General features: G+C 71.5%; 1 protein-coding gene (cut by a window edge). It reads left to right on the top strand.

Translation table 11 applies throughout. The annotated features are described in order from the left end of the window. The first annotated feature begins 20 nt into the window (after nucleotides 1-20). A protein-coding gene (locus OV208_RS10235) for a non-ribosomal peptide synthase/polyketide synthase (protein WP_267573650.1) crosses the window boundary here: on the top strand, nucleotides 21-24988 show its 5' portion. It continues 20122 nt past the right edge of the window; 24968 of the gene's 45090 nt are visible here — the first part of the coding sequence; it begins with the start codon at nucleotides 21-23; its stop codon lies beyond the right edge, outside the window.

Below are 24988 nucleotides of genomic sequence, written 5' to 3'. Positions count from 1 at the left end.
ACCGCGCGGACCCGCGCGCCGTGCGCAATGTGCTCGCGGCGGGCCCGAAGGGCCAGCTCACCAACCTCTACGGCCCTACCGAGGCCACCGTCTGCGCCACCTTCCACTCCGTGGAATCGCTGGCGCCGGACGCCACCGCCGTGCCCATTGGCCGGCCCGTGGCCCGTGCCCGGCTGTATGTGCTGGATGCGCACGGGGAGCCCGTAGCGCCCGGGGTGCCGGGAGAAGTCTTCATCGGCGGCGCGGGCGTGGGGCGCGGCTACCCTGGCCACCCCGCGACGACGGCGCAGCGCTTCGTGCCGGACGCCTTCAGTGGCGTGCCCGGCGCGCGGCTGTACCGCACGGGGGACCGGGCGCGGTGGCGGCAGGACGGGACGCTGGACTTCGTCGGCCGCGTGGATGCGCAGGTGAAGGTGCGGGGCTTCCGCATCGAGCCGGGTGAGGTGGAGTCCGTGCTGCACTCGCACCCGTCCGTGCGTGAGGCGGTGGTGGTGGTCCGCGAGGACGTGCCCGGGGACAAGCGGCTGGTGGCCTACGTCGTGGGCCACCCCACGCTGGATGCCTCCGTGCTGCGCGCCTTCCTCACCGAGCGGCTGCCCGCGCACCTGGTGCCGTCCGCGCTCGTGCCCATGGCGGCGCTGCCGCTGACGCCCGGTGGCAAGCTGGACCGCAAGGCCCTGCCCGTCCCGGAGCAGTCCCCCGCGGCCTCGCTCCCCGCCGTCCCGGAACACCTGACGCCCTTCCAGCAGCGCGTGGCTGGCCTCTTCCGCGACGTGCTGCGCGTGGAGCGCGTGGGCCTGCACGATGACTTCTTCGCGCTGGGCGGCCACTCACTGCTGGCCACGCAGCTCATCTCCCGACTGCGCACCACCTTCCAGGTGGAGCTGCCCCTGCGCGGCCTCTTCACCGCGGCCACCGTGGCCCGCGTCACGGAGCTGGTGGAAGAGCAGTTGCTGGTGCGCTCGGAGGGGCCGCGCGTGCCCGTGCTCCGTCGCGTGTCGCGCGAGGGCACGCTGCCGCTGTCCTTCTCCCAGCAGCGGTTGTGGGTGCTGGAGCAGCTCCAGTCAGGGGCCACGCCGTACGTCCTGCTCGGGGCCGTGCGCTTGGAGGGGCCGCTGGACATGGAGGCCCTGCGTCGCGCGCTGGAGCTGCTGGTCGAACGCCATGAGGCCCTGCGCACCACGTTCGCGCTGAAGGGCGGCGAGCCCGTTCAGGTCATCCATCCTCCGTCCGCGTGGACGCTGCCGGTGACGGACCTGGGCGACCTTCCGGCCGGGGACCGCGAGGCGGCGGTGCAGCAGCTGTCGCTGGAGGAAGCGGGTCGTCCCTTCGACCTGGAAGCGGGACCGCTGCTGCGCTCGCGGCTGTACCGGCTGGCCCCGGAGCATCACGTGCTGGTGCTGGGCATGCACCACATCGTGTCCGACGGCTGGTCCGTGGGCGTGATGGTGCGCGAGGTGGCCGCCGGCTACGCGGCCTTCACTTCCGGGAAGCCGCACGACCTTCCGGCCCTGCCGGTGCAGTACGTGGACTTCGCCGTGTGGCAGCGTGACTGGCTCCAGGGCGAGGTGCTCCAGCAGCAGCTGGCGTGGTGGAAGCAGCAGCTTGCCGGAGCGCCGCACGTCCTGGAGCTGCCCGTCGACAAGCCCCGGCCGACGCAGCGCTCGCCTCGCGGTGCCAACCTGCCCGTGCACCTGCCCCGCCTCCTGGGTGAACGCCTGGGCGCGCTCGCGCGGCAGGAGGGCGCCACGCCGTTCATGGCGCTCCTGGCGGTGTGGCAGGTGCTTCTGGCGCGCTACAGCCGGCAGGAGGACCTGTTGGTGGGCGTGCCCATCGCGGGCCGCAACCACGGTGAGCTGGAGGGACTGGTCGGCTTCTTCGTCAACACGCTGGTGCTGCGCGGGCGCGTGCGCGGACAGGAGTCGTTCCGCGAGCTGCTCGCCCGGGTGCGCGACACCACCCTGGCCGCGTACGAGCACCAGGATGTCCCCTTCGAGAAGCTCGTCGAGGCGCTCCAGCCCCAGCGCGACCTGGGTCGCAACCCGCTGGTGCAGGTCCTCCTCGCGCTCCAGAACGCGCCCCAGGGTGAATGGAAGGCCCCAGGCCTCACGCTGCGCCCAGTGGAGGTGGACAACGCCACCGCCCGGTTCGACCTGGGCCTGATGCTCTCCGAGTCCCCGGACGGCCTGCGTGGCATGCTCGAATACAGCACCGACCTGTTCGAGCCCGCCACGGTGGCGCGCATGGCCGGTCACCTGCGCGTGCTGCTGGAGTCCGTGGTCGCGTCTCCGGACGCGCCCCTGGCCTCGCTGGAGTGGCTGACGCCCTCCGAGCGCCAGCAGTTGCTGGTGGACTGGAACGACACCCGGGTGGACTACCCGAGCGACGCCTCCATCCCGGAGCTCTTCGCGCGACAGGTGGCCCTGCGTCCGGACGCGACGGCGCTCGAGTTCGAGGACGAGAGATTCACCTACGCGCAGCTCGACGCGCGCACGAACCAGCTCGCGCACCTCTTGCGTGCGAACGGCGTGGGACTCGACTCGCTGGTGGCCGTGTGTCTGGACCGCTCCTCCGAGCTCGTCATCTCGCTGCTGGCCATCCTCAAGGCCGGTGGCGCCTACGTGCCGCTGGATGCCGCGTACCCGATGCAGCGGCTGACCTCCATGCTGGAGGACGCACCGCCCCGGCTCTTGCTCACCTCGCGGGTGATGCGGCCGCGCCTTCCGGTGTCCGACACGGTGCCATGCCTCTTCGTGGAGGAGCTGCGCCTGGACGCGCAGCCCGTGACGCCGACGGGCGTCCGGCCGCATTCGCGCAACCTGGCGTATGTGGTCTTCACCTCCGGGAGCACCGGCCGGCCCAAGGGCGTGGCGGTGGAGCACCGGGGCGTGCTGCGCATGCTCTTCGGGGTGAAGTCCATGGACCTGGGGCCCGAGGAGACGCTCATCCTCATGTCGCCCATCTCCTTCGACGTCTCCGGCATCGAGCTGTGGGGCGCGTTGCTGACGGGCAGCAAGCTGGCCGTCTTCCCGCCCAGGCCCCCCACGGACCTGGAGCTGCTGGGGCGCGTGCTGCGGCGCCACGCCGTCACCACGCTCCACGTGTCCACCGGGCTCTTCTCCCAGGTGGTGGACGTGGGCCTGGAGATGCTGCGCGGCCTGCGGCAGGTCATCGTGGCCGGCGACATCCTGTCCCCCGCGCACACGCGCAAGGCGCTGGAGACGCTGCGCATCCCCGTCGTCAACGCCTACGGCCCCACCGAGACCACCATCTACGCCACCGCGCTGCGGATGACGCGGGCGGAGACGGTGGGCACCAGCGTCCCCATTGGTCCGCCCTTCGACAACACGCAACTGTACCTGCTGGACGCGCACCTGCGGCCCGTCCCGGTGGGCGTGCCCGGTGAGCTGTTCATCGGCGGCGACGGCGTCGCGCGCGGCTACCTGTCCCGCGCGGACCTGACGGCCGAGCGCTTCGTGCCGGACGACTTCAGCGGACGTCCCGGCGAACGGCTCTATCGCACGGGCGACCTGGCGCGCTGGCGCGCCGACGGCTCGGTGGACTTCCTGGGCCGCATCGACACGCAGGTGAAGGTGCGCGGCTTCCGCATCGAGCTGGCGGAGGTCGAGGCCGCCGTCATGTCCTCGCCCGGCGTGCGCGAAGTCGCCGTCCTGGTGCGCGAGGACATGCCCGGCGACAAGCGGCTCGTCGCCTACGCAGTGCCCGCGCTGTCGGACGCCGCGGCGGGGAAGACCGTCTCCCCCGCGGAGCTTCGCGAGCACGTGCGGCAGCGGCTGCCCGAGTACATGGTGCCGACGGCCTTCGTCGTGCTGCCCGCGCTGCCCCTGAATCCGAACGGCAAGCTGGACCGCAAGGCCCTGCCCGCACCGGGGGCCACCCCCGTTCCAGGCCGCTTCATGGAGCCCACCAGCCCGCTGGAGCAGAAGATCGCGGCCCTCTGGGCGCGCGAGTTGGGGCTGGAGCGCGTCGGTGTGCACGACCACTTCTTCGACGACCTGGCCGGCACGTCCCTGTCCGTGGTGCGCGTCTCCACGCGGCTGCGTGAAGAGCTGAAGCACGAACTGCCCGTGGTGTGGCTCTTCGAGCACCCCACCGTCCACGGCCTCGCCCAGCGCCTGGAGCGTGAGTCGGGCGGAGCCCTGGGGAGCAGCGGGGCCGCGCTTCCGCCCACGCCCGCGGCCCCCGCGCGCGAGAAGGTCACCCCCGCGTCCGGCTTCGCCGACATCGCCATCATCGGCATGGCGGGCCGCTTCCCCGGCGCGGGGTCGGTGGCGGACTTCTGGAAGAACCTGCGCGGCGGCGTGGAGTCCATCCGCCACTTCACACCGGAGGAGCTGGAGCACCTGGCGGGCCTGCCGGAGGGGCTGGAGCTTTGGCAGCACCCGTCCTTCGTCGCGGCGGGCGGCATCCTGGAGGGCATGGAGAACTTCGACCACGCCTTCTTCGACATGTCCCTGCGCGAGGCGCAGTTCACGGATCCGCAGCAGCGGCTGTTCCTCCAGGCGGCTTGGGCCGCCCTGGAGGACGCAGGCGTGGATCCGGACCGCTTCCCGGGCGCGATCTCGCTGTACGCGGGCGCCTCCAACTCCGGCTACTCGGACGCCGTGCGGCAGGCGATGCCGCTGGACGCCGCATCCTTCCTGGAGCTGCACGGCACCGCCACGCACGAGAGCCTGGCGACGAAGGCATCCTTCAAGTTGGGGCTGACGGGTGAGAGCACGCTCGTCTACACCGCGTGCTCCACGGGGCTCGTCGCGGTCCATCTGGCCTGCCAGAGCCTCCAGGTGGGTCAGTCCGACGTGGCCCTCGCCGGCGCGACGCGCCTGTCGGTGCCGCAGCGCACGGGCTACGTGTACCAGGAGGGGATGATCTTCTCCCCGGACGGGCACTGCCGCGCGTTCGATGAGAAGGCGCAGGGCACGCTCGCGTCCAACGGCGTGGGCGCGGTGGTGCTCAAGCGCCTGGAGGACGCGGTGCGGGATGGCGACGCCATCTATGCCGTCATTCGCGGGTCAGCCATCAACAACGACGGGCGGCACAAGTCCGGCTTCACCGCGCCCAGCGTGCTGGGGCAGGCGTCCGTGGTGTCGCGGGCGCTGGCCCGGGCCGGTGTGTCACCGGAGTCCATTGGCTACGTGGAGACCCACGGCACCGCGACGCCCCTGGGCGATCCGATTGAAGTGGCGGCGCTGACGCGCGCGTACGGGTTGGGTGCGGAGCATCAGGGCCGCATCGCACTCGCCTCGCTGAAGACGAACGTGGGCCACCTGGACACGGTGGCGGGCCTGGCGGGGCTCATCAAGGTCGCGCTGTCGCTGCACCACGGGGAGATTCCCCCGAGCCTCCACTTCGAGAAGGCCAACCCGCAGATCCCCTTCGCCGCGGGCCCCTTCTTCGTCAACACCCAGCTGCGTTCGTGGCCCCGGGGCGAGCGTCCCCGCTTCGCCGCCGTCAGCTCGTTCGGCATTGGTGGCACCAATGCTCACGCCATCCTCGAGGAAGCACCCATGCGACAGAGCGGCTCCACCACGCGTTCCCACCAGCTCGTCCTGCTGTCCGCGCGCACGCCCGAGGCGCTGGAGGCGGCGTCCCGCCAACTCGACGCGCACGCACAGGCCTCCGGGGCCGAACTGTCCCTGGCGGATCTGGCCTTCACCCACGCGGTGGGTCGCAAGGTGTTCGAGTACCGCCGCGCGCTGGTGGTGAAGGACGCGGCGGACCTGGCGAAGCAGCTCCAGAAGCCGGCGGCCGCGACGAAGGGCACGAACCGCGCCCCTCGCGTGGCGTTCGTGTTCTCCGGTCAGGGCTCTCAGCAGGTGGGCATGGGGCGCGAGCTGGCGGAGGCCTCGCCACTGTTCCGCGCGCATCTGGAGGCGTGCCTCGCGCTGCTGACCGCGCCGTTGCGGGAACAGGTGTCGGCCCTGCTGCGGCCGGTGGAGGGCGCGGAGGTCTCGGCGCGTCTCTCGGACACGCGCGTGGCGCTGCCCGCGTTGTTCAGCGTGCAGGTGTCGCTGGCGGGGCTGTGGCGGGAGCTGGGCGTCACGCCGCACGCGGTGTTGGGACACAGCTTCGGGGAGTACGCGGCGGCGTGCGTCGCGGGCGTGCTGTCCCTGGAGGACGGGATGCGCCTCGCGGTCGCGCGCGGGGAGCTGATGCACCGACTGCCACCGGGCGCGATGCTCGCGGTGGCGCTGCCGGAGACGCAGGTGGCGCCGCTGCTGTTCGGGCGGCTGACGCTCGCGGCGGTGAACGCGCCGGACCGGTGCGTGGCGTCCGGGCCGGTGGTGGAAGTGGAGCGGCTGGAGGCGGAGCTGCGCCAGCGCAAGGCAGGGGCGGTGCGGATGCCCGCGCCGCATGCGTTCCACTCGGCGGACGTGGAGCCGCTGATGCCGGAGCTGGCGCGAGTGGTGGCTTCGCTGCGCCGCTCGGAGCCAGCGGTGCGTTACGTGTCCGGCCTCACCGGGACGTTCGCTCGTCCGGGGCAATTGACGGAGCCGGGCTACTGGGCGGACCAGATGCGCCGGCCAGTGCGCTTCAGTGACGCGGTGGGCGCGCTGCTGGAAGAGGGCTGCGAGGTGCTGCTGGAGGTGGGGCCCGGTCAGGACCTGACGCCGCTGGTGCGCGCGAGCCTGGGGCAGGACCGCGACCGCGTCCGCGCGCTGGCGTCGCTGCGCCGGGGTGGGACGACGACGGAGCCTCAGGGTTGGCTCCAGGCCGTGGGCGAGCTGTGGACCGCGGGTGTCGCCGTGGACTGGCGTGCGTTCTACGCGCATGAGCAGCGGTTGCGGCTGCACCTGCCGACGTATGCGTTCCAGGAGAAGTCGGTGTGGGTGGAGTCGCGTGCGGGCGCGCTGCCCTCCCCGTCCGTGTTTCTGGCACCGTCCGCCGTGCGTGCACCGCCGGAGGTCCCTGCATCGACCGTGACGGAGCCGGCAGAGCCGGCGTCGCGGAGCGTCCCGCCCCCGCTGGCCATTCCCAGCATCGCGCAATCGCTCCGTGAAGGCGCGGCCCTGTCCCCAGGGGCGTCCGCCGCCGCGCGTCCCCTGCTGCCGGGACTCTCCGCGCACACGGCCTCCGAACCCCTGGCCGTGGTCGCCATCCCCGCGGGCCGCGAGGACGCTCCGCGAGGCGACGTCGAGGAACGCGTGGCCGCGCTGTGGCGCGAGCGCCTGGGCCTGGACTTCGTCGGCCGGGAGGAGAACTTCCTCGAGATCGGCGGCAACTCGCTGACGGCCGCCCAGCTGCTCAACCAGGTGCGTGACACCTTTGGCGTGCAGTTGCCGCTGGCCGCGCTCTTCGAAGCCCCCACCGTCGCGGGCATCGCCCAGCGCCTGGAGCCGCTGCTGCTCCAGGCCCCCCAGGCCCAGGTGTCCGTGGAGCTGCCCCTGGTGCCACTGGAGCGCACCGGGGAGCTGGCCCTGTCCTATGTGCAGGAGCGCGTCTGGCGACTGGAGCAGCACCTGCCCGGCCTGTCCGCGTACAACATCCCGTTCGTGCTGCGGCTCGAAGGCGACGTGGACGCCAACGTCCTGGAGCGCGGCCTCCAGGAGATCGTCCAGCGCCACGAAGCCCTGCGCACCACCTACGACGTGGTGGACGGGCGCCCCGTGCAGCGCTTCCACCCGCACGTCCGCATCCCGCTGACGCGCGTGGAGCTGCGGGGGCCGGTGGACACGCGCGAGCCGGAGGCCCTGCGCATCGCCCGTGAGGACGCGGGCCTTCCGTTCGATCTGGTCCGCGGCCCCGTGCTGCGCACCACGCTCGTGCGCCTGGAGCCGCGCGTGCACATGCTGGTGGTCTGCATCCACCACATCGTCTGCGACACGCTGTCCGTGGCCCTCTTCGTCCAGGAGCTGGGCCAGCTCTACGACGCCTTCCTCCAGGGTCGCCCGTCTCCCCTTCCCCCGCTGCCCGTGCAGTACGCGGACTTCGGACACTGGCAGCGCCAGGGCATCGCGCAGGCGCGCCTGCCGGAGCAGGAGCAGTGGTGGCGTCAGCGGCTGGCCGGCATGCCCCGGCAGATCGACCTGCCCACCGACCGGCCCCGCCCCACTCACAGCCCGCTCACCTCCGCGCGCATGGATGTGGACTTCCCGTCCGCGCTTGCCCGGGAGCTGTCGGCCTTCTCCCGGCGCGAAGGCTTCACCGCGTACATGACCGTGCTCACGGTGTGGCAGACGCTGCTGCACCGCTACAGCGGCCAGACGGACCTCGTCGTCGGCACGCCCATCGCCAACCGCACCCGGCCGGAGCTCTTCCCGCTCATCGGCTACGTGGCGCACTCGGCCGCGTTCCGCACCCGCTTCGCGGGCGACCCGACCTTCCGCGATCTGCTGACCCAGGTGCGCGAGGAGGTGGCGGACGCCCAGGCGCGGCCGGACGTGCCCTTCGAATACCTGGTGGAAGCGCTCGTGCCCGGCAAGGACATTGGCCGGGGCCGCATGACGGACTCCGTCTTCATCTTCCACTCCGGCGTCAGCGCCGGCGCGATGACGCTGGAGCTCCAGGGCCTGCGCGGCTCGCTGGTGGAGGTGCCCGGCACGCCCGTGCAGTGGGGCGCCACGCTGGCGGACCTGGCGCTGATCCTCTCCGAGTCCCCCGGCCGCCTCCACGGCGTGCTGGAGTACGCGATGGAGCTCTTCGACGCGGGCACCGCGACGCGTCTGGTGGAGCACTTCCAGGTGCTGCTGTCCGCGGCGCTTTCCCAGCCCGACACGCAGGTCTCCCTCCTGCCCCTGGCCACGGAGGCGGAGCGCCGTGCGTGGCCGCGTCCCCACACCGTGTCCGGCTTCACCTCCGTGACCACCCTCCTGGCGGACCGGCGCGCCCGTCAGCCCGACGTCGTCGCCCTGTCCCGAGGGGATGAGGCCTGGACCTGGGCCCGGGTGGGAGCCCGGGTGCGGACCCTGGCTTCGAAGCTGCGGTCGCTGGGGGTGCGGGATGGCGCGCCGGTCGCGGTGACGCTGCGTCCGTCCCCGGAGAAACTGGTCGCGCTGTGGGCCGTGCTGGAGGCCGGCGGCGCGGTGGTCGCGCTGGGTCCCACCGACCTGGGCGGCGTGTCCCTCTACGCCCCCGAGGGCGCGCGCGTGCCAGTGCTCGTCACCTCGCGCGAGCTCGTCGCCTCCGTGCGCGTGGAGCCCTCCCGCACGCTGTTCGTGGAGGACGTCGACGCGTCCGCCGTGGCCGGGGTGACGCTTTCGGAGGACCTGGGGGCGGGCGGCGCCGACACCCTGGCGTGGCTGCTTCCCATGGGGGCGGGTCAGCCCGCGTGGGCCCTGGGCCACCTGGAGCTGGCGGAGTTCTTCCTCGCGATGGATGCGCGGCTGGCCCCCACGGCCGGCGGTGCCTGGCTGTCCGCGGGCGAGGCCGCGGCGGACCGTCCGGATCTGGAAGCGCTGTGGGCCCTCTCACGCGGGCTGCGCGTGGTGTTCCCGTCCGAGCAGGTGACGGCGCGGCTGGTGAACGTGGGAGGCGCGGGGCGCCGGGCGAAGGCCATGGACCTGAGCCTCATCTACTTCGCCAACGACGAGGACACCCTCACCGGCCCGAAGTACGAGCTGCTCATCGAAGGCTCGAAGTTCGCGGACGTCAACGGCTTCTCCGCCGTGTGGACGCCGGAGCGGCACTTCGCTTCCTTCGGCGGTCTCTACCCGCAGCCGGCCGTGGTGGCCGCGGGCATCGCCACCGTCACGAAGCACCTGCGCCTGCGCTCGGGCAGCGTGGTGCTGCCGCTGCATGATCCGCTGCTCATCGCGGAGCAGTGGTCCGTGGTGGACAACCTGTCGCAGGGCCGCGTGGGCATGTCGGTGGCGACGGGCTGGCACGTGCACGACTTCACCTTCGCGCCGGGCAACTACGAGGACCGACGCAACATCCTGCTCAAGAACCTGAAGACGCTGCGCGCGCTGTGGCGCGGCGAGAAGGTGACGCGTCCGGCGGGCGCGGGCACGACGGTGGAGCTGGCGCTGCGTCCGAAGCCCGTGCAGAAGGAGCTGCCGGTGTGGCTCACCGCCACGGCGAACCCGGAGACGTTCCGGCTGGCGGGCGAGCTGGGCGCGGGCGTGCTGACGGGCCTGATGGCGCACTCGCTGGAGGAGCTGAAGCCGAAGGTGGCCCTCTACCGCGAGGCCTGGCGCCGCAACGGCCACCCGGGACGCGGCCACATCACGGTGATGCTGCACACGTACCTGGGCGACGACGAGGCGGAGGTGTGGCGCATCGTGCGGGAGCCGCTGCTGGGCTACTTCCGGGGCTCCACGGACATCGTCACGTCACTGCTGGTGGCCCAGGGCTACCAGGGTGAAGTCAACAAGCTGTCGCCCGACGACATCAACGCGCTCTTGGAGCACACCTTCGAGAACCACGCGCGGATGACGGGCCTCGTCGGCTCCATGGAGAGCGGCCTGAAGCGCCTGCGCGATGTGCAGGGCGCGGACGTGGATGAGGTGGCGGCCCTCATCGACTTCGGCCTCGAAACGCCGGTGGTGCTGGAGGGCCTGCGTCGGCTGGCCCGCGTGCGCGAACTGCTGGAGCACGAAAGTGTCGCGCGCCAGGAGCAGGTGCTGGTGGAGGGCGGCCAGGGCGTGGAGGGGCTGCTCGCGCTGGCGAAGCAGTCCGGCGCGGTGCTGGTGCACACGTCGGCCCGCCTCGCGCGCTCGCTGACGGAGTTGCCCGGAGCGCGTGACGCCCTGGGCGCGGTGGGCTCGCTGGTGCTGGAGGACGCATCGTCGGAGTTGGCCTCCGCGCTGCGCCAGGCCTCGGGCGTGGACGTGTGGCTGTCCGGTGGCGCCGTGGAGGGCGCACTGCTGCCCCGGGCCCCGGGCGAGCGCATCCCGGCCAGCCTCCAGACGTGGGTGCTGGACACGGCGGGACAGCCGGTGCCCGTTGGCGTGGTGGGAGAGCTGGCCCTGGCGGGCGCGGGTCTGCCCGGAGCCTTCTGGAAGGCCGGCGCGGAGGCGCACCGCCGGCTGGTGCCTCACCCGACGGAAGCCTCCGCGCGGCTGTACCGCACCGGTCGCCATGCCCGCCTGCGCGAGGATGGCCGCGTGGAGCCGGTGACGCTGCCCTCCCGCCTGCCCGCGCCCGCGCCCGCGGCGCGCCCCCCGGTGGAAGCACCCCGCCCCGTCGCGCACCCCGTGGCCCAGGCCGTGCCTGGGGGCCCGCCGCCCATCCCCCGGGTGCCTCGGAATCAGCCGCTACCGCTGTCCTTCGCCCAGCAGCGGCTCTGGTACATCCAGCAGTTGGATCCCCAGAGCGGCGCCTACAACAACGCGACCACGTTCCGCCTGACGGGCGACCTGGACGTCGCCGCGCTCCAGGCGGCGCTGGACGAACTGGTGGCCCGGCACGAAGTGCTGCGCACCACGTACTCGCTGGAGGGTGAGAGCGCGGTGCAGCTCATCCACCCGGCGCGCGGCCTGCCCCTGGCGCGAGTGGACGTGGCCGGGGAGACGCCCGAGGCCCGCGAGGCGGAGCGGGTGCGCCTGTGCCAGGCCCACGCCGTGCTCCCCTTCGATCTGGAGAAGGTCGTGATCCGCGCGCTGTTGTTGCGCGTGGAGCCGAAGGTGCACGTGCTGGCGATGGTGCTCCACCACGCGGTGTCCGACGCGTGGTGCACCATGGTGCTCGCGCGCGAGCTGACGGTGCTCTACGCGTCGTTCACCGCGGGGATGCCGTCGCCGCTTCCGCCGCTGCCGGTGCAGTACGCGGACTACGCGGTGTGGCAGCGCCAGTGGCTGGAAGCTGGCGTGATGGAGGAGCAGGTCGCGTGGTGGAAGCAGCGCCTGCTGGGCGCGCCGGCGCTGGAGCTGCCCACGGACCGGCCGCGTCCGGCGGTGCAGTCCTTCGCGGGCTCGCTGTACCGCTTCCAGTTCCCGGCCGACGTGGCGGAGCCCCTGCTCGCGCTCAGCCGCAAGCAGGGCGCCACGTCGTTCATGGTGATGATGGCGCTCTTCCAGACGCTGCTGTCGCGCTACTCGGGGCAGGACGACTTCGTCGTGGGCACGCCCATCGCGGGCCGCACGCGTCCCGAGGTGGAAGGGTTGCTGGGCTGCTTCCTCAACACCCTCGCCTTCCGCTCGAAGCTGGAGGGCTCTCCGTCGTTCAACACGCTGCTGGGCCGCGTGCGCACCCAGGCGCTGGAGGCCTACGCGCGCCAGGACGCGCCGTTCGAGAAGATCCTGGACACGCTCCAGTTGCCGCGCGACCTCAGCCGCACGCCGCTGTTCCAGGCCATCCTCAACGTGCTCAACACGCCGGAGGCCAAGGCCCAACTGCCGTCGCTGGAGCTGAGCCCGGTGGAGGTCCCCCTGGACGCGGCCAAGTTCGACCTGGGCCTGGAGATCTGGGAGAGCCGCACGGGCCTCTCCTGCCGCTTCGAGTACTCCACGGCCCTCTTCGACGAAGCCACCATCGCGCGCATGGCGGCGCACCTCATCGGCCTCGCGCGGGAGGCCGTCGCGGCCCCGGAGATGCCGCTCGGACGCCTGCCGCTGTTGAGCGCGGCCGAGCATCAGCAGATCCTCGTCGCGTGGAACGACACGCGGGGCGAGTACCCGCGTGAGGCGTGCCTCCAGGACCTCTTCGTGGCGCAGGCCGCGCAGCGTCCGGACGCCATCGCGCTGGAGTTCGGGGACACGCGCCTGACGTACGCGCAGCTGGACGCACGCACGAACCAGTGGGCGCACCTGCTGCGTGAGCACGGCGTGGGCCCGGATGTCCTGGTGGCGGTGTGCCTGGATCGCTCCATCGAACTCATCGTCGCGCTACTCGCCATCCTCAAGGCCGGGGGCGCATACCTGCCGCTGGATGCCACGTACCCGGCGCCCCGGCTGGCCGCGATGCTGGAGGACGCGCCGCCGAAGCTGCTGCTCACCACGCGCGCCGTGCGCACGGGCCTGGCGGTGGACGACGCCCTGCCCTGCCTCTTCGTGGAGGAACTGCGTCTGGAGCAGCAGCCCCTGACGCCCGTGAAGGCGGGGACGCATTCGCGCCACCTGGCGTACGTGGACTTCACGTCCGGAAGCACCGGCCGCCCCAAGGGCGTCGCGGTGGAGCACCGAGGCGTGCTGCGGCTCCTGCACAACGCGCCCTACGCGCACCTGGGCCCGGAGGAGACCTTCCTCCTCATCGCGCCCATCTCCTTCGACGCCTCCACGCTGGAGATCTGGGGACCGCTGCTCTTCGGCGGCCGCCTCGTCGTCTTCCCGCCCCGGTCCCCTTCGGACGTGGACCTGCTGGCCCACGTCCTCCAGCACCACCGCGTCACCACGCTGCACCTGACGGCGGGCCTCTTCGCGCAGGTGGTGGACCTCAAGTCCGAAGCCCTCCAGGGCGTCCGGCAGGTGCTCACGGGCGGCGACGTCGTCTCCGCGCCCCACGTGCGCCGCGTGGTGCAGCAGCTGGGCATCCCCGTCACCGCCTGCTACGGCCCGACGGAGACGACGCTCTTCGCGTCCACGCACCGGATGACGGACGCGGCCCGGGTGGGGACCACCATCCCCATTGGCCGGCCCATCTCGGACACGCAGCTCTACGTGCTGGATGCGCGGGGGCAGCCGGTGCCCCCGGGCGTTCCCGGTGAGCTCTTCATCGGCGGTGACGGCCTCGCGCGCGGCTACCTGTCGCGCCCGGACCTGACCGCCGAGCGCTTCGTGCCGAACCCCTTCTCCCCCACGCCGGGCGAACGCCTCTACCGCACGGGAGACCTCGCGCGCTGGAAGCCGGACGGGGTGATGGAGTTCCTGGGCCGCGCGGACCACCAGGTGAAGGTGCGTGGCTACCGCATCGAGCTGGCGGAAGTGGAAGCCGCGCTGCGGGCCCACGCGGAGGTGCGTGAGGCCGTCGCGGTGGTGCGCGAGGACGTGCCCGGCGACAAGCGACTGGTCGTCTACTTCGTCGCGAACCAGGACCTGGACCCGGCCTCGTTGCGCGCGTTCCTGTCGCAGCGGCTGCCGGAGTACATGCTGCCGTCGGCGTTCGTGTCCCTCAAGGCACTGCCGCTGACGGCGAACGCGAAGGTGGACCGCAAGGCCCTGCCGGCCCCCGAGGGCCTGCGCAACACGAAGCGGGAGTACGTCGCGCCCCGCACGCAGATGGAGCAGCGGCTGGCCGCGGTCTGGGCCCAGGTGCTGCGCGTCGAGCGCGTGGGCGTGGACGACGACTTCTTCGAGCTGGGCGGCGACTCCATCATCAGCCTCCAGGTGGTCGCGCGCGCGCGTCAGGCCGGCGTGCACCTGTCCGTGCGCGACCTCTTCCAGCACCCCACCCTGGGCGCGCTCTCGTCCGTGGCGAAGGTCGGCGCGGGCAGCCTGGCGGAGCAGGGCCCCGTGGTGGGCGAGGTGCCCCTCACGCCCATCCAGCTCGAACTGTTGGAGGGCGATCCCGAGCACGCCCACCACTCCAACCAGCCGTTGTTGTTGCGTGCCCGTCAGCCGCTCCAGCCGGCGGCCCTGGAGCAGGCGCTCCAGGCGTTGCTTGCCCACCACGATGCCCTGCGCCTGCGCTTCAGCCGCGAGGGTGACTCCTGGCGCCAGCACAACACCTCGCCCGAGGACGCGCCCTTCCGGTTGCTCCAGGTGGATCTCTCCGAACTCCCGCCGGAGGCCCGTCCTCGTGTCATGGAGGAGCAGGCGAACCGGCTCCAGGCGAGCTTCGAGCTGGCCCAGCCTCCGCTGGTGCGCGCCGCCCTCTTCCACTTCGGCCCGGACGCGGCCCAGCGGCTGCTGCTCATCGTCCACCACCTCGTGGTGGATGCCGTCTCCTGGCGCGTGCTCATCGAGGACCTGGAGGCCGCGTACCTGCAACTGCTCGCGCGGCGTCCCGCGGTGCTTCCCGGCAAGACGACGTCCTTCCTGTCCTGGGCGCGCCGGTTGGGAACCCACGCCCTCTCCGATGCGCTGCACGCCCAGACGGCGCTGTGGCTGGACGAAGCGCGCCGCGACGTCGTCCCGCTCCCCGTCGACGCTTCGGGTGCCAACACCCACGAATCGCAGCGGGCAATCTCCGTTCAACTGGACGCGGAGGAGACCCGGCTGCTGCTCCAGGAGACGCCGACGGGCTGGCGGGCGCGGATCAACGACGTGCTGTTGACGGCGCTGGCGCTCGCGTTGCGCGAGTGGACTGGTCAGTCGCGCATGCTCATCGACCTGGAGGGCCATGGCCGTCAGGAGCTGTTCGCGGACGCGGACGTGTCGCGCACGGTGGGCTGGTTCACGTCGCTGACGCCCGCGCTGCTGCGGTTGCCCCCCGGGGGCACCCCGGGCGACAGCCTGCGCGCGGTGCGCGATACGCTGAGCCAGTGGCCCGACCAGGGCATCGGCTTCGGGTTGCTGCGCTTCATGGGGCCCGCGGAAGTCCGTCAGCGGATGGCGGCCTTCCCCAGGGCGCAGGTGGCGTTCAACTACCTGGGCCAGCTCGACGGCGCATCCGACGCCAGCACCCTCTTCACGCTGGGGGATGAACCCGTCGGCACGGCGGTGGCGCCCCAGGCCCTCCGTCCGCACCTGCTGCTCGTCAATGGCTCGGTGCGGGATGGCCGGCTGGGGATGGACTTCGGCTTCAGCCACCACCTGCACCATGCCTCCACCGTCGAGGCCCTGGCGCAGCGCTTCGTTTCATCCCTGCGCACGCTCATCGCGCAGCGGCACTCCGAGGACTCGCGCCGGATGACGCCGGGCGACTTCCCCCTGGCGCGCATCTCCCAGCCCGCGCTCGACAGGCTGCTGGCCTCGCAGGGCTCCTCCGTGGAGGACCTCTACCCGCTCTCCGCGCTCCAGCAGGGCATGTTGTTCCATGCCCTCCACAGCCCGGATGCTGCCTTCTATTTCGAGCAGCGCTCCTGGTCGATCCACTCGCACGTGGACATCGCGCTGTTCCAGAAGACGTGGCAGGCGGCGGTGGACCGCAACCCCATCCTGCGCACCAGCTTCGTGTGGCAGGACCTGGAGGCCCCCCTCCAGGTGGTGCACTCGCACGCGGAGTTGCCGTTCGAGCAGCACGACTGGCGGCACCTGTCCCCGGAGGAGCAGCAGGCCGGGTTGGCGCGGCTGGCGGAGGACGAACGGGCGCGCGGCTTCGACATGGCGCGGGCCCCGTTGATGAGGATGGTGTGCGTGCGCCTGGCGGAGCTGCACTGGCGCTTCGTCTGGGGCCATCACCACCTGTTGTTGGACGGCTGGAGCTCCGGCCTGTTCTTCCAGGAGGTCTTCGCGCTCTACGACACCTTCCGTTCGGGAGCGACGCCCGCGCCTTCGATGCGGCCTCCGTTCCGGGACTACATCGCGTGGTTGCAGCGGACCGACGCCGCCTCGGACGAGCGCTTCTGGCGCGCCCAGCTCGCCGGCCTGTCCGCCCCCACGCCCGTGCCCGCCGAACAGCCCGGGGCCGCCCGGCCCGGCGAGCCCGCGCGGAGGGACAGCACCAGGCTGTCCCTGTCACCGGAGGACACCGCCACCCTCCAGGCGTTCGCGCGTCAGCACCAGTTGACGCTGAACACCTTGGCGCAGGCGGCATGGGGCCTGGTGCTCGCGTGCTACGCAGGCACGCAGGATGTCCTCTTTGGCACCACGCTGGCAGGCCGTCCCCCGGAGCTTCCGGGCGCGGAGTCCATGCTGGGCATGCTCATCACCACGCTGCCGGTCCGCATCCAGCTGCCCGATGAGCACGCGCCCCTGCTGCCCTGGCTCCAGTCGCTCCAGGCGCAGCAACTGGCCCTCCAGCAGCACCAGCACACGCCGCTGGTCACCGCTGCGGGCTGGAGCGACATGCCGCGCGGCACGGCGCTCTTCAACACCCTGCTCGTCTTCGAGAACTTCCCCCTCGATGAGTCGCTGTTGAGGCGCTCCACGGAACTCGACGTCCGCGACCTGCGAGCCGAGGAGGGCACCCACTACCCCCTCTCGGCCTCGGTGCTGCCCGGCGGTCGGCTCCAACTGGAGCTGGCCTACGACTCGCGCCGCTTCTCGCGAGACGCGGTGAAGCGCGTGCTGGGTCACTGGCGCCTGGCGCTGGAATCGCTGGCCCACGCGGAAGGCCGCCTGTCCGACGTGTCGCTCCTCGCGTCCGGCGAGCGTGAGCAGTTGCTGGGTGAGCTGTCCGGCGAAGCCCTGGACTTCGAGCGCGACGCTACGCTGCACGGCCTCATCGAAGCGCAGGTGGCTCGCACGCCAGACGCGGACGCCGTGGTGTTCGAGGACACGACGCTGTCCTTCCGTCAGCTCGACGCCCGCGCCAACCAACTGGCCCGGCACCTGCGCTCGCTGGGCGTGGGCCCCGAGGTGACGGTGGGCCTGTGCCTGGAGCGTTCGGCGGAGGCCATCGTCGCGCTGCTCGCCGTGCTCAAGGCTGGGGGCGGCTTCGTCCCGCTCGACCCGACCGCTCCGGCCGCGCGCAAGTCGTTCCTGCTGAAGGACTGCGGTGCGTCCGTGCTGCTCACTTCGCGCGCTCTGGCGGACGCGTGGAAGCCCGCCGTGGCGCACGTGGTGCTCCTGGACTCCGAGCAGGAGCAGGCGCACCTCGCGTCGCTCTCCAAAGAGGCGCTTCCTCCTTCGGCCCGGCCGGAGGGTCTCGCGTACGTCATCTACACGTCGGGCTCCACCGGCACGCCCAAGGGCGTGATGGTGCAGCACCGCTCCGTGCTCAACCTGCACCGTTCGCTCACGCGGACCATCTACGGGGGGCTGCCGCCCGGCCAGCGCATCACGGTCAACGCGCCGCTGTACTTCGACGCCTCCATCGAGCAGGTCCTCCAGCTCCTGGACGGCCACTGCCTGGTGGTCGTCCCCGAGGACGTGCGCCTGGATCCGGAGCGGATGCTTGCGTGGCTGGAGCAGCGGCGCATCGACGCGCTGGATTGCACGCCCTCGCAGCTCAAACTCCTGCTGGCCGCGGGGCTGTTGGAGCGCGCGCATGTGCCGACCGTGTTGTCGGTGGGCGGTGAGGCGCTGGATGAGGTGACCTGGCGGCTGTTGGTCGCGACGAAGCGCACACGGGCCTTCAACGCCTACGGCCCCACCGAGTGCACCGTCAACGCCACGACGTTCCCCCTCCAGGACGCCCCCCAGACGGTCCCCGTCATCGGCAGGCCCGTCCACAACCTGCGCGCCTACGTCCTCGACGAACGGCAGCGCCTGGTGCCCTTCGGCATGTCGGGCGAGCTGTGCATCTCCGGTGAAGGCGTCGCGCGCGGCTATCTGGGCCGGCCGGATCTCACGGCGGAGCGCTTCCTCCCCGACCCGTTCAGCCCGGAGCCAGGAGCGCGCCTCTACCGCACGGGCGACAAGGCCCGCTGGCGCGAGGACGGGACGTTGGAGTTCATGGGCCGCCTGGACTTCCAGGTGAAGCTGCGCGGCTTCCGCATCGAGCTGGGGGAAATCGAAGCCACCCTGCGCTCGCACCCGGGCATTCGGGATGCGGTGGCGTTGGTGCGTGAGGACGTGCCCGGCGATGCGCGCCTCGTGGCCTGGGTCGCGCCGGAGGTGGACACTTCTCCCCTGCGCGAACACCTGCGCAAGCACCTGCCCGAATACATGGTGCCGTCGGCCTTCGTCGCCCTGCCCGTCCTGCCGCTGACGCCCAATGGCAAGGTGGACCGCAAGGTGCTGCCCGCGCCGGAAGCCTCGCAGCTCGGCGCGAGCACCTACGTGGCGCCCCAGACGCCCACCGAGGTCGCCCTGGCCGCGCTGTGGGGCGAGCTGTTGCGCGTGCCCGCGGTGGGCCGGCACGACAACTTCTTCGAACTGGGGGGCCACTCGCTGCTGGCCACGCAGGTGGTGTCGCGCATCCGGTCGACGCTGGGCGTGGAGCTCCCGCTGGGAGATCTCTTCCGCGCACCCACCGTGGCGGAGCTGGCCGCGCGTCTGACCCATGCGGCTCGTGCCAGGACGCCGAAGCTCACCCGGGCGGATCGGACGTCGGCCCCGCCGCTGTCGTTCGCCCAGCAGCGCCTGTGGTTCATCGACCAGTTGGAGCCGGGCACCACGCTCTACAACATGCCGCTGCCGCTGCGCTTCATCGGCGCGGTGGACGAAGCCGCGCTGCGCAAGAGCCTGGATGCGCTGATCGCCCGGCACGAAGTCCTGCGCACCACGTTCCGAGTGGAAGCCGGTCAGCCCGTGCAGCACATCCAGGACGGGGCCACCGTGCCCTTCGAGTCCGTGGACCTGACGGACCTCCCGGATGAGACGGAGCGCCAGTCCGAGGCGAAGCGTCGCGCCATCGCGGAATCCCGCCGTCCGTTCAACCTGGAGCAGGGCCCGGTGATTCGTGCCCTGCTCCTGAAGCTGGGGGCGGAAGAGCACGTGCTGGTGCTGCACGTGCACCACATCGTGTCCGACGGCTGGTCCTTGGGCGTGCTCGTGCGCGAGATGACGGCCCTCTACGAGGCCTTCCGCTCCGGCCGTGCTCCTGCCCTGCCGGAGCTGCCGGTGCAGTACGCGGACTACGCCGCGTGGCAGCGCGACTGGCTCCAGGGTGAGGCGCTGGAGGCGCAGCTCGGTTGGTGGAAGCAGCAACTGGCGGGTGCTCCCCACGTGCTGGACCTGCCCACCGACAAGCCGCGTCCGGCCGTCGCCTCCCGGCGCGGCGACGCGGTGCCCGTGCACCTGCCGCGCGCCCTCTCCGAACAGGTGGAGGCCCTGGCGCGCATGGAGGGTGCGACGCCCTTCATGGTGTTGCTGGCGACCTTCCAGACGGTGCTGCACTGCTACTCCGGCCAGGACGACGTGCTGGTGGGCTCTCCCATCGCGAACCGTCGTCACGCGGAGACGGAGGGCCTCATCGGCTTCTTCGTCAACACGCTGGTGCTGCGCGGCAGCTTCGGCACGCGGCCTTCGTTCCGACAGTTGGTCGCGCAGGTGCGCGCCATGACGCTGGGTGCCTATGAGCACCAGGACATTCCGTTCGAGCGGCTGGTGGAGTCGCTTCAGACGACACGCGACCTGTCTCGTACGCCCCTGTTCCAGGTGATGTTCGTGTTGCAGAACGCACCCCTCCCGGAGCTGGTGCTGCCCGGCTTGTCGGTGCAGACCGCGGACATCGGGGACCGTGGCACCACCCAGTTCGAGCTAGGCCTGGACCTCGACCGGGAGGCGGACGGCTTCGTCGGACTCATCCGCTACGCGACGGACTTGTTCGAGCGCTCCACCGTCGAACGCATGATGACGCACCTGCGGGTGCTGCTGGAGTCCGCGCTGGAGCGGCCCGACGCGCCGCTCGCGGACCTGTCGTTCGTGGGTCCCGAGGAGCGCCAGCGACTGCTGGGCGACCTGAGTGGCACCGTCGCGGACTTCGACCGCGAGTCCACGCTGCATGGGCGCATCGAAGCGCAGGCAGCCCGCACGCCGGACGCGGACGCCGTGGCGTTCGAGGGCACGACGTTGTCCTTCCGGCAGCTCGACGCCCGAGCCAACCAGCTCGCCCGGCACCTGCGCTCGTTGGGCGTGGGTCCTGAAGTGACGGTGGGCCTGTGCCTGGAGCGCTCGGCCGAAGCCATCGTCGCGCTGCTGGCGGTCCTCAAGGCCGGCGGCGCGTTCGTTCCGCTCGATCCCGAGGCGCCCGTCGCGCGTCGCTCGTTCATCCTGGGAGACAGCGGTGCGTCGGTGCTGCTGACCACGCAGGCCCTGACGGAGGCGTGGACGCCGGAGGTGGGCACCATCGTGTGCCTTGATGGCGAGCAGAAGCCCTGGGCGGAGCTGTCACCGGAAGCACCGGCTTCCGGCGCGGGGCCGGAGAATCTGGCGTACGTGCTCTACACGTCGGGCTCCACCGGCATGCCCAAGGGCGTGGCGGTGCGGCACCGCTCCGTGCTCCATCTGCATCAGGCGATGGCGCGCGACATCTACGTGCAGCCGCAGCGTGGCCTGCGCGTCAGCGTGAACGCGCCGCTCTTCTTCGACGCATCCATGGAGCAGGTCATCCAGCTCATCCATGGGTACTGCCTGTGCATCGTCCCCGGCGACACGCGCAAGGATCCGGAGGCGATGCTCACGTGGCTGGAAGCGCAGCGCATCGACGCATTGGACTGCACGCCCTCGCAGCTGAAACTCCTGCTGGACGCGGGGCTGCTGGAGCGCGCCCATGTCCCGGCGCTGCTCATCGTGGGCGGTGAGGCGCTGGACGCGGTGACGTGGCAGCGGCTGGCGACGACGAAGCGCACCCGCGCCTTCAACGTGTACGGACCGACAGAGACGACGGTCAACGCCACGGCCTGGTCTATCCAGGACGCGTCCCAGGTGCTGCCCGTCATCGGTCGGCCGCTGGACAACGTGCGGGCGTACGTGCTCGATGAGCATCAGCGCTTGCTGCCCTTCGGCATGCAGGGCGAGCTGTGCCTCGCGGGCGAAGGCCTGGCGCGTGGCTACCTGGGCCGGCCGGAACTCACGGCGGAGCGCTTCGTTCCGAATCCGTTCAGCACGCAGCCGGGTGCCCGCCTGTACCGCACGGGCGACAAGGCGCGCTGGCGTGAGGATGGGACGCTGGACTTCATGGGCCGCCTGGACTTCCAGGTGAAGCTGCGCGGCTACCGAATCGAGTTGGGGGAAATCGAAGCCACGCTGCGCTCGCACCCGGGACTCCGGGACGCGGTGGTGCTGGTGCGCGAGGACGTGCCGGGCGATGCGCGGCTCGTCGCGTACATCGCGCCGGAGGTGGACACCTCTGCCCTGCGTGAGCATCTGCGCAAGCACCTGCCCGAGTACATGGTGCCGGCTGCCTTCATGGCCCTGCCCGCCCTGCCGCTGACGCCCAACGGCAAGGTGGACCGCAAGGCGCTGCCCGCGCCGGAAGCCTCGCAAGTCGGCGCACGCACCTATGCAGCGCCGGAGACACCGACGGAAGTCGCCCTGGCCGCGCTGTGGAGTGAGGTGTTGCGCGTGCCCACCGTGGGACGGCACGACAACTTCTTCGAGTTGGGGGGCCACTCCCTGCTGGCCACGCAGGTGGTGTCGCGCATCCGCTCCACCCTGGGCGTGGAGCTGCCGCTGGGAGACCTCTTCAGAGCGCCCACCGTGGCGGAGTTGGCTGGGCGGATTACCCATGCCGCCCGCTCCGGGACGCCTCCGCTCACCCGGGCGGACCGGACGTCGGCGCCGCCGCTGTCGTTCGCGCAGCAGCGGCTGTGGTTCATCGATCAGTTGGAGCCGGGCAGCAGCCTGTACAACATGCCACTGCCGCTGCGGTTCACCGGAGCGGTGGACGAAGGCGCGTTGCGCAAGAGCCTGGATGCGCTGATGGCGCGGCATGAGGTCCTGCGCACCACGTTCCGCGTGGAAGCGGGCCAGCCCGTGCAGCACATCCACGCCGAGGCGACCGTGCCCTTCGAGTCCGTGGATCTCACGGACATCGCTGACGCGAACGAGCGCCAGGCTGAAGCCGAGCGGCGTGGCAGCGCGGAATCCCGCCGTCCGTTCAACCTGGCGCAGGGCCCGGTGATTCGCGCCCTGCTCCTGAAGCTGGACGCCCAGGAGCACGTGTTGGTGCTGCACCTGCACCACATCGTGTCGGACGGCTGGTCGTTGGGCGTGCTGGTGCGTGAGATGACGGTGCTCTACGAGGCCTTCCGCCAGGGGCAGACGCCTACCCTTCCGGAGCTGCCGGTGCAGTACGCGGACTACGCCGTCTGGCAGCGTGGCTGGCTCCAGGGTGACGCGTTGGAGGCGCAACTCGGCTGGTGGAAGCAGCAACTGGCGGGCGCGCCACAGGCACTGGATCTGCCCACCGACAAGCCCCGTCCGGCCGTCGCCTCCCGACGTGGCGGTACGGTACCCGTGCAACTGCCGCGCGTTCTCTCCGAACAGGTGGAGGCCCTGGCACTGAAGGAAGGCGCCACGCCCTTCATGGTGCTGCTGGCGGCCTTCCAGACGGTGCTGCACCGCTACTCCGCACAGGATGACGTGCTGGTGGGCTCTCCCATCGCGAACCGTCACCACGCGGAGACGGAGGGCCTCATCGGCTTCTTCGTCAACACGCTGGTGCTGCGCGGAAGCTTCGGCGCGCGTCCCTCGTTCCGACAGCTCCTCTCGCAGGTGCGCGCCACGACGCTGGGCGCGTACGAACATCAGGACCTCCCGTTCGAACGGCTGGTGGAGTCGCTTCAGACGACACGCGACCTGTCACGTACGCCCCTGTTCCAGGTGCTGTTCGTGCTCCAGAACGCGCCCCTCCCGGAGCTGGTGCTGCCCGGTCTGGCCTTGAAGGCCGCTGACATCGGGGACCGTGGCACGTCGCAGTTCGAGTTGAGCCTGAACCTCGACCGCGAGTCCGACGGCTTCATCGGATCCATCGACTACGCGATGGACCTGTTCGAACGGTCCACCGTCGAACGCATGATGACGCACCTGCGAGTGCTGCTGGAGGCCGCGCTGGAGCGGCCCGACGCGCCGCTCGCGGACCTGTCGTTCGTGGGTCCCGAGGAGCGCCAGCGACTGCTGGGCGACCTGAGTGGCACCGTCGCGGACTTCGACCGCGAGTCCACGCTGCATGGGCGCATCGAAGCGCAGGCAGCCCGCACGCCGGACGCGGACGCCGTGGCGTTCGAGGGCACGACGTTGTCCTTCCGGCAGCTCGACGCCCGAGCCAACCAGCTCGCCCGGCACCTGCGCTCGTTGGGCGTGGGTCCTGAAGTGACGGTGGGCCTGTGCCTGGAGCGCTCGGCCGAAGCCATCGTCGCGCTGCTGGCGGTCCTCAAGGCGGGCGGCGCCTTCGTTCCGCTCGATCCCGAGGCGCCCGCTGCGCGTCGCTCGTTCATCCTGGAGGACAGCCGCGCGTCGGTGCTGCTGACCACGCAGGCCCTGGCGGAGGCGTGGACGCCGGAGGTGGGCACCGTCGTGTGCCTCGACGGTGAGCAGAAGCCCTGGGCGCAGCTGCCCGCGGAAGCACTGGCTTCCGAAGCGGGGCCGGAGAATCTGGCGTACGTGCTCTACACGTCGGGCTCCACCGGCATGCCCAAGGGCGTGGCGGTGCGGCACCGCTCCGTGCTCCACCTGCACCAGGCCTTGTCACGGGACATCTACGTGCAGCCGCAGCGTGGCCTGCGCGTCAGCGTGAACGCGCCGCTCTTCTTCGACGGGTCCATCAAGCAGGTCATCCAGCTCCTCAATGGGTACTGCCTGTGCGTCGTCCCCGGCGACACGCGCAAGGACCCGGAGGCGATGCTCACGTGGCTGGAAGCGCAGCGCATCGACGCGCTGGACTGCACGCCCTCGTTGCTGAAGCTGCTGCTGGACGCGGGGCTACTGGAGCGGGAGCACGTGCCGGCGCTGATCCTCATCGGCGGTGAGGCGCTGGACGCGGTGACGTGGCAGCGGCTCTCCACGACGAAGCGCACGCGCGCCTTCAACGTGTACGGCCCCACCGAGAACACGGTCAATGCGACGGCCTGGTCCCTAAAGGATGCACCCCAGGTGCTGCCCGTCATCGGTCGGCCGCTGGACAACGTGCGGGCGTACGTGCTCGACGAGCAGCAGCGCCTGCTGCCCTTCGGCATGCAGGGCGAGCTGTGCCTCGCGGGTGAAGGCCTGGCGCGTGGCTACCTGGGCCGGCCGGACCTCACGGCGGAGCGCTTCGTTCCGAATCCGTTCAGCACGCAGCCGGGTGCCCGCCTGTACCGCACGGGCGACAAGGCGCGCTGGCGTGAGGATGGGACGCTGGACTTCATGGGCCGCCTGGACTTCCAGGTGAAGCTGCGCGGCTACCGCATCGAGTTGGGGGAAATCGAAGCCACCCTGCGCTCGCACCCGGGCCTCCGGGACGCGGTGGTGCTGGTACGCGAGGACGTGCCGGGCGATGCGCGGCTCGTCGCGTACATCGCGCCGGAGGTGGACACCTCTGCCCTGCGTGAGCATCTGCGCAAGCACCTGCCCGAGTACATGGTGCCGGCTGCCTTCATGGCCCTGCCCGCCCTGCCGCTGACGCCCAACGGCAAGGTGGACCGCAAGGCGCTGCCCGCGCCGGAAGCCTCGCAAGTCGGCGC

The sequence above is a fragment of the Corallococcus sp. bb12-1 genome, assembly GCF_026626765.1.
GTDB classification, from domain to species: Bacteria; Myxococcota; Myxococcia; order Myxococcales; family Myxococcaceae; genus Corallococcus; species Corallococcus terminator.
This window is presented reverse-complemented; position numbering and strand designations above follow the sequence as displayed.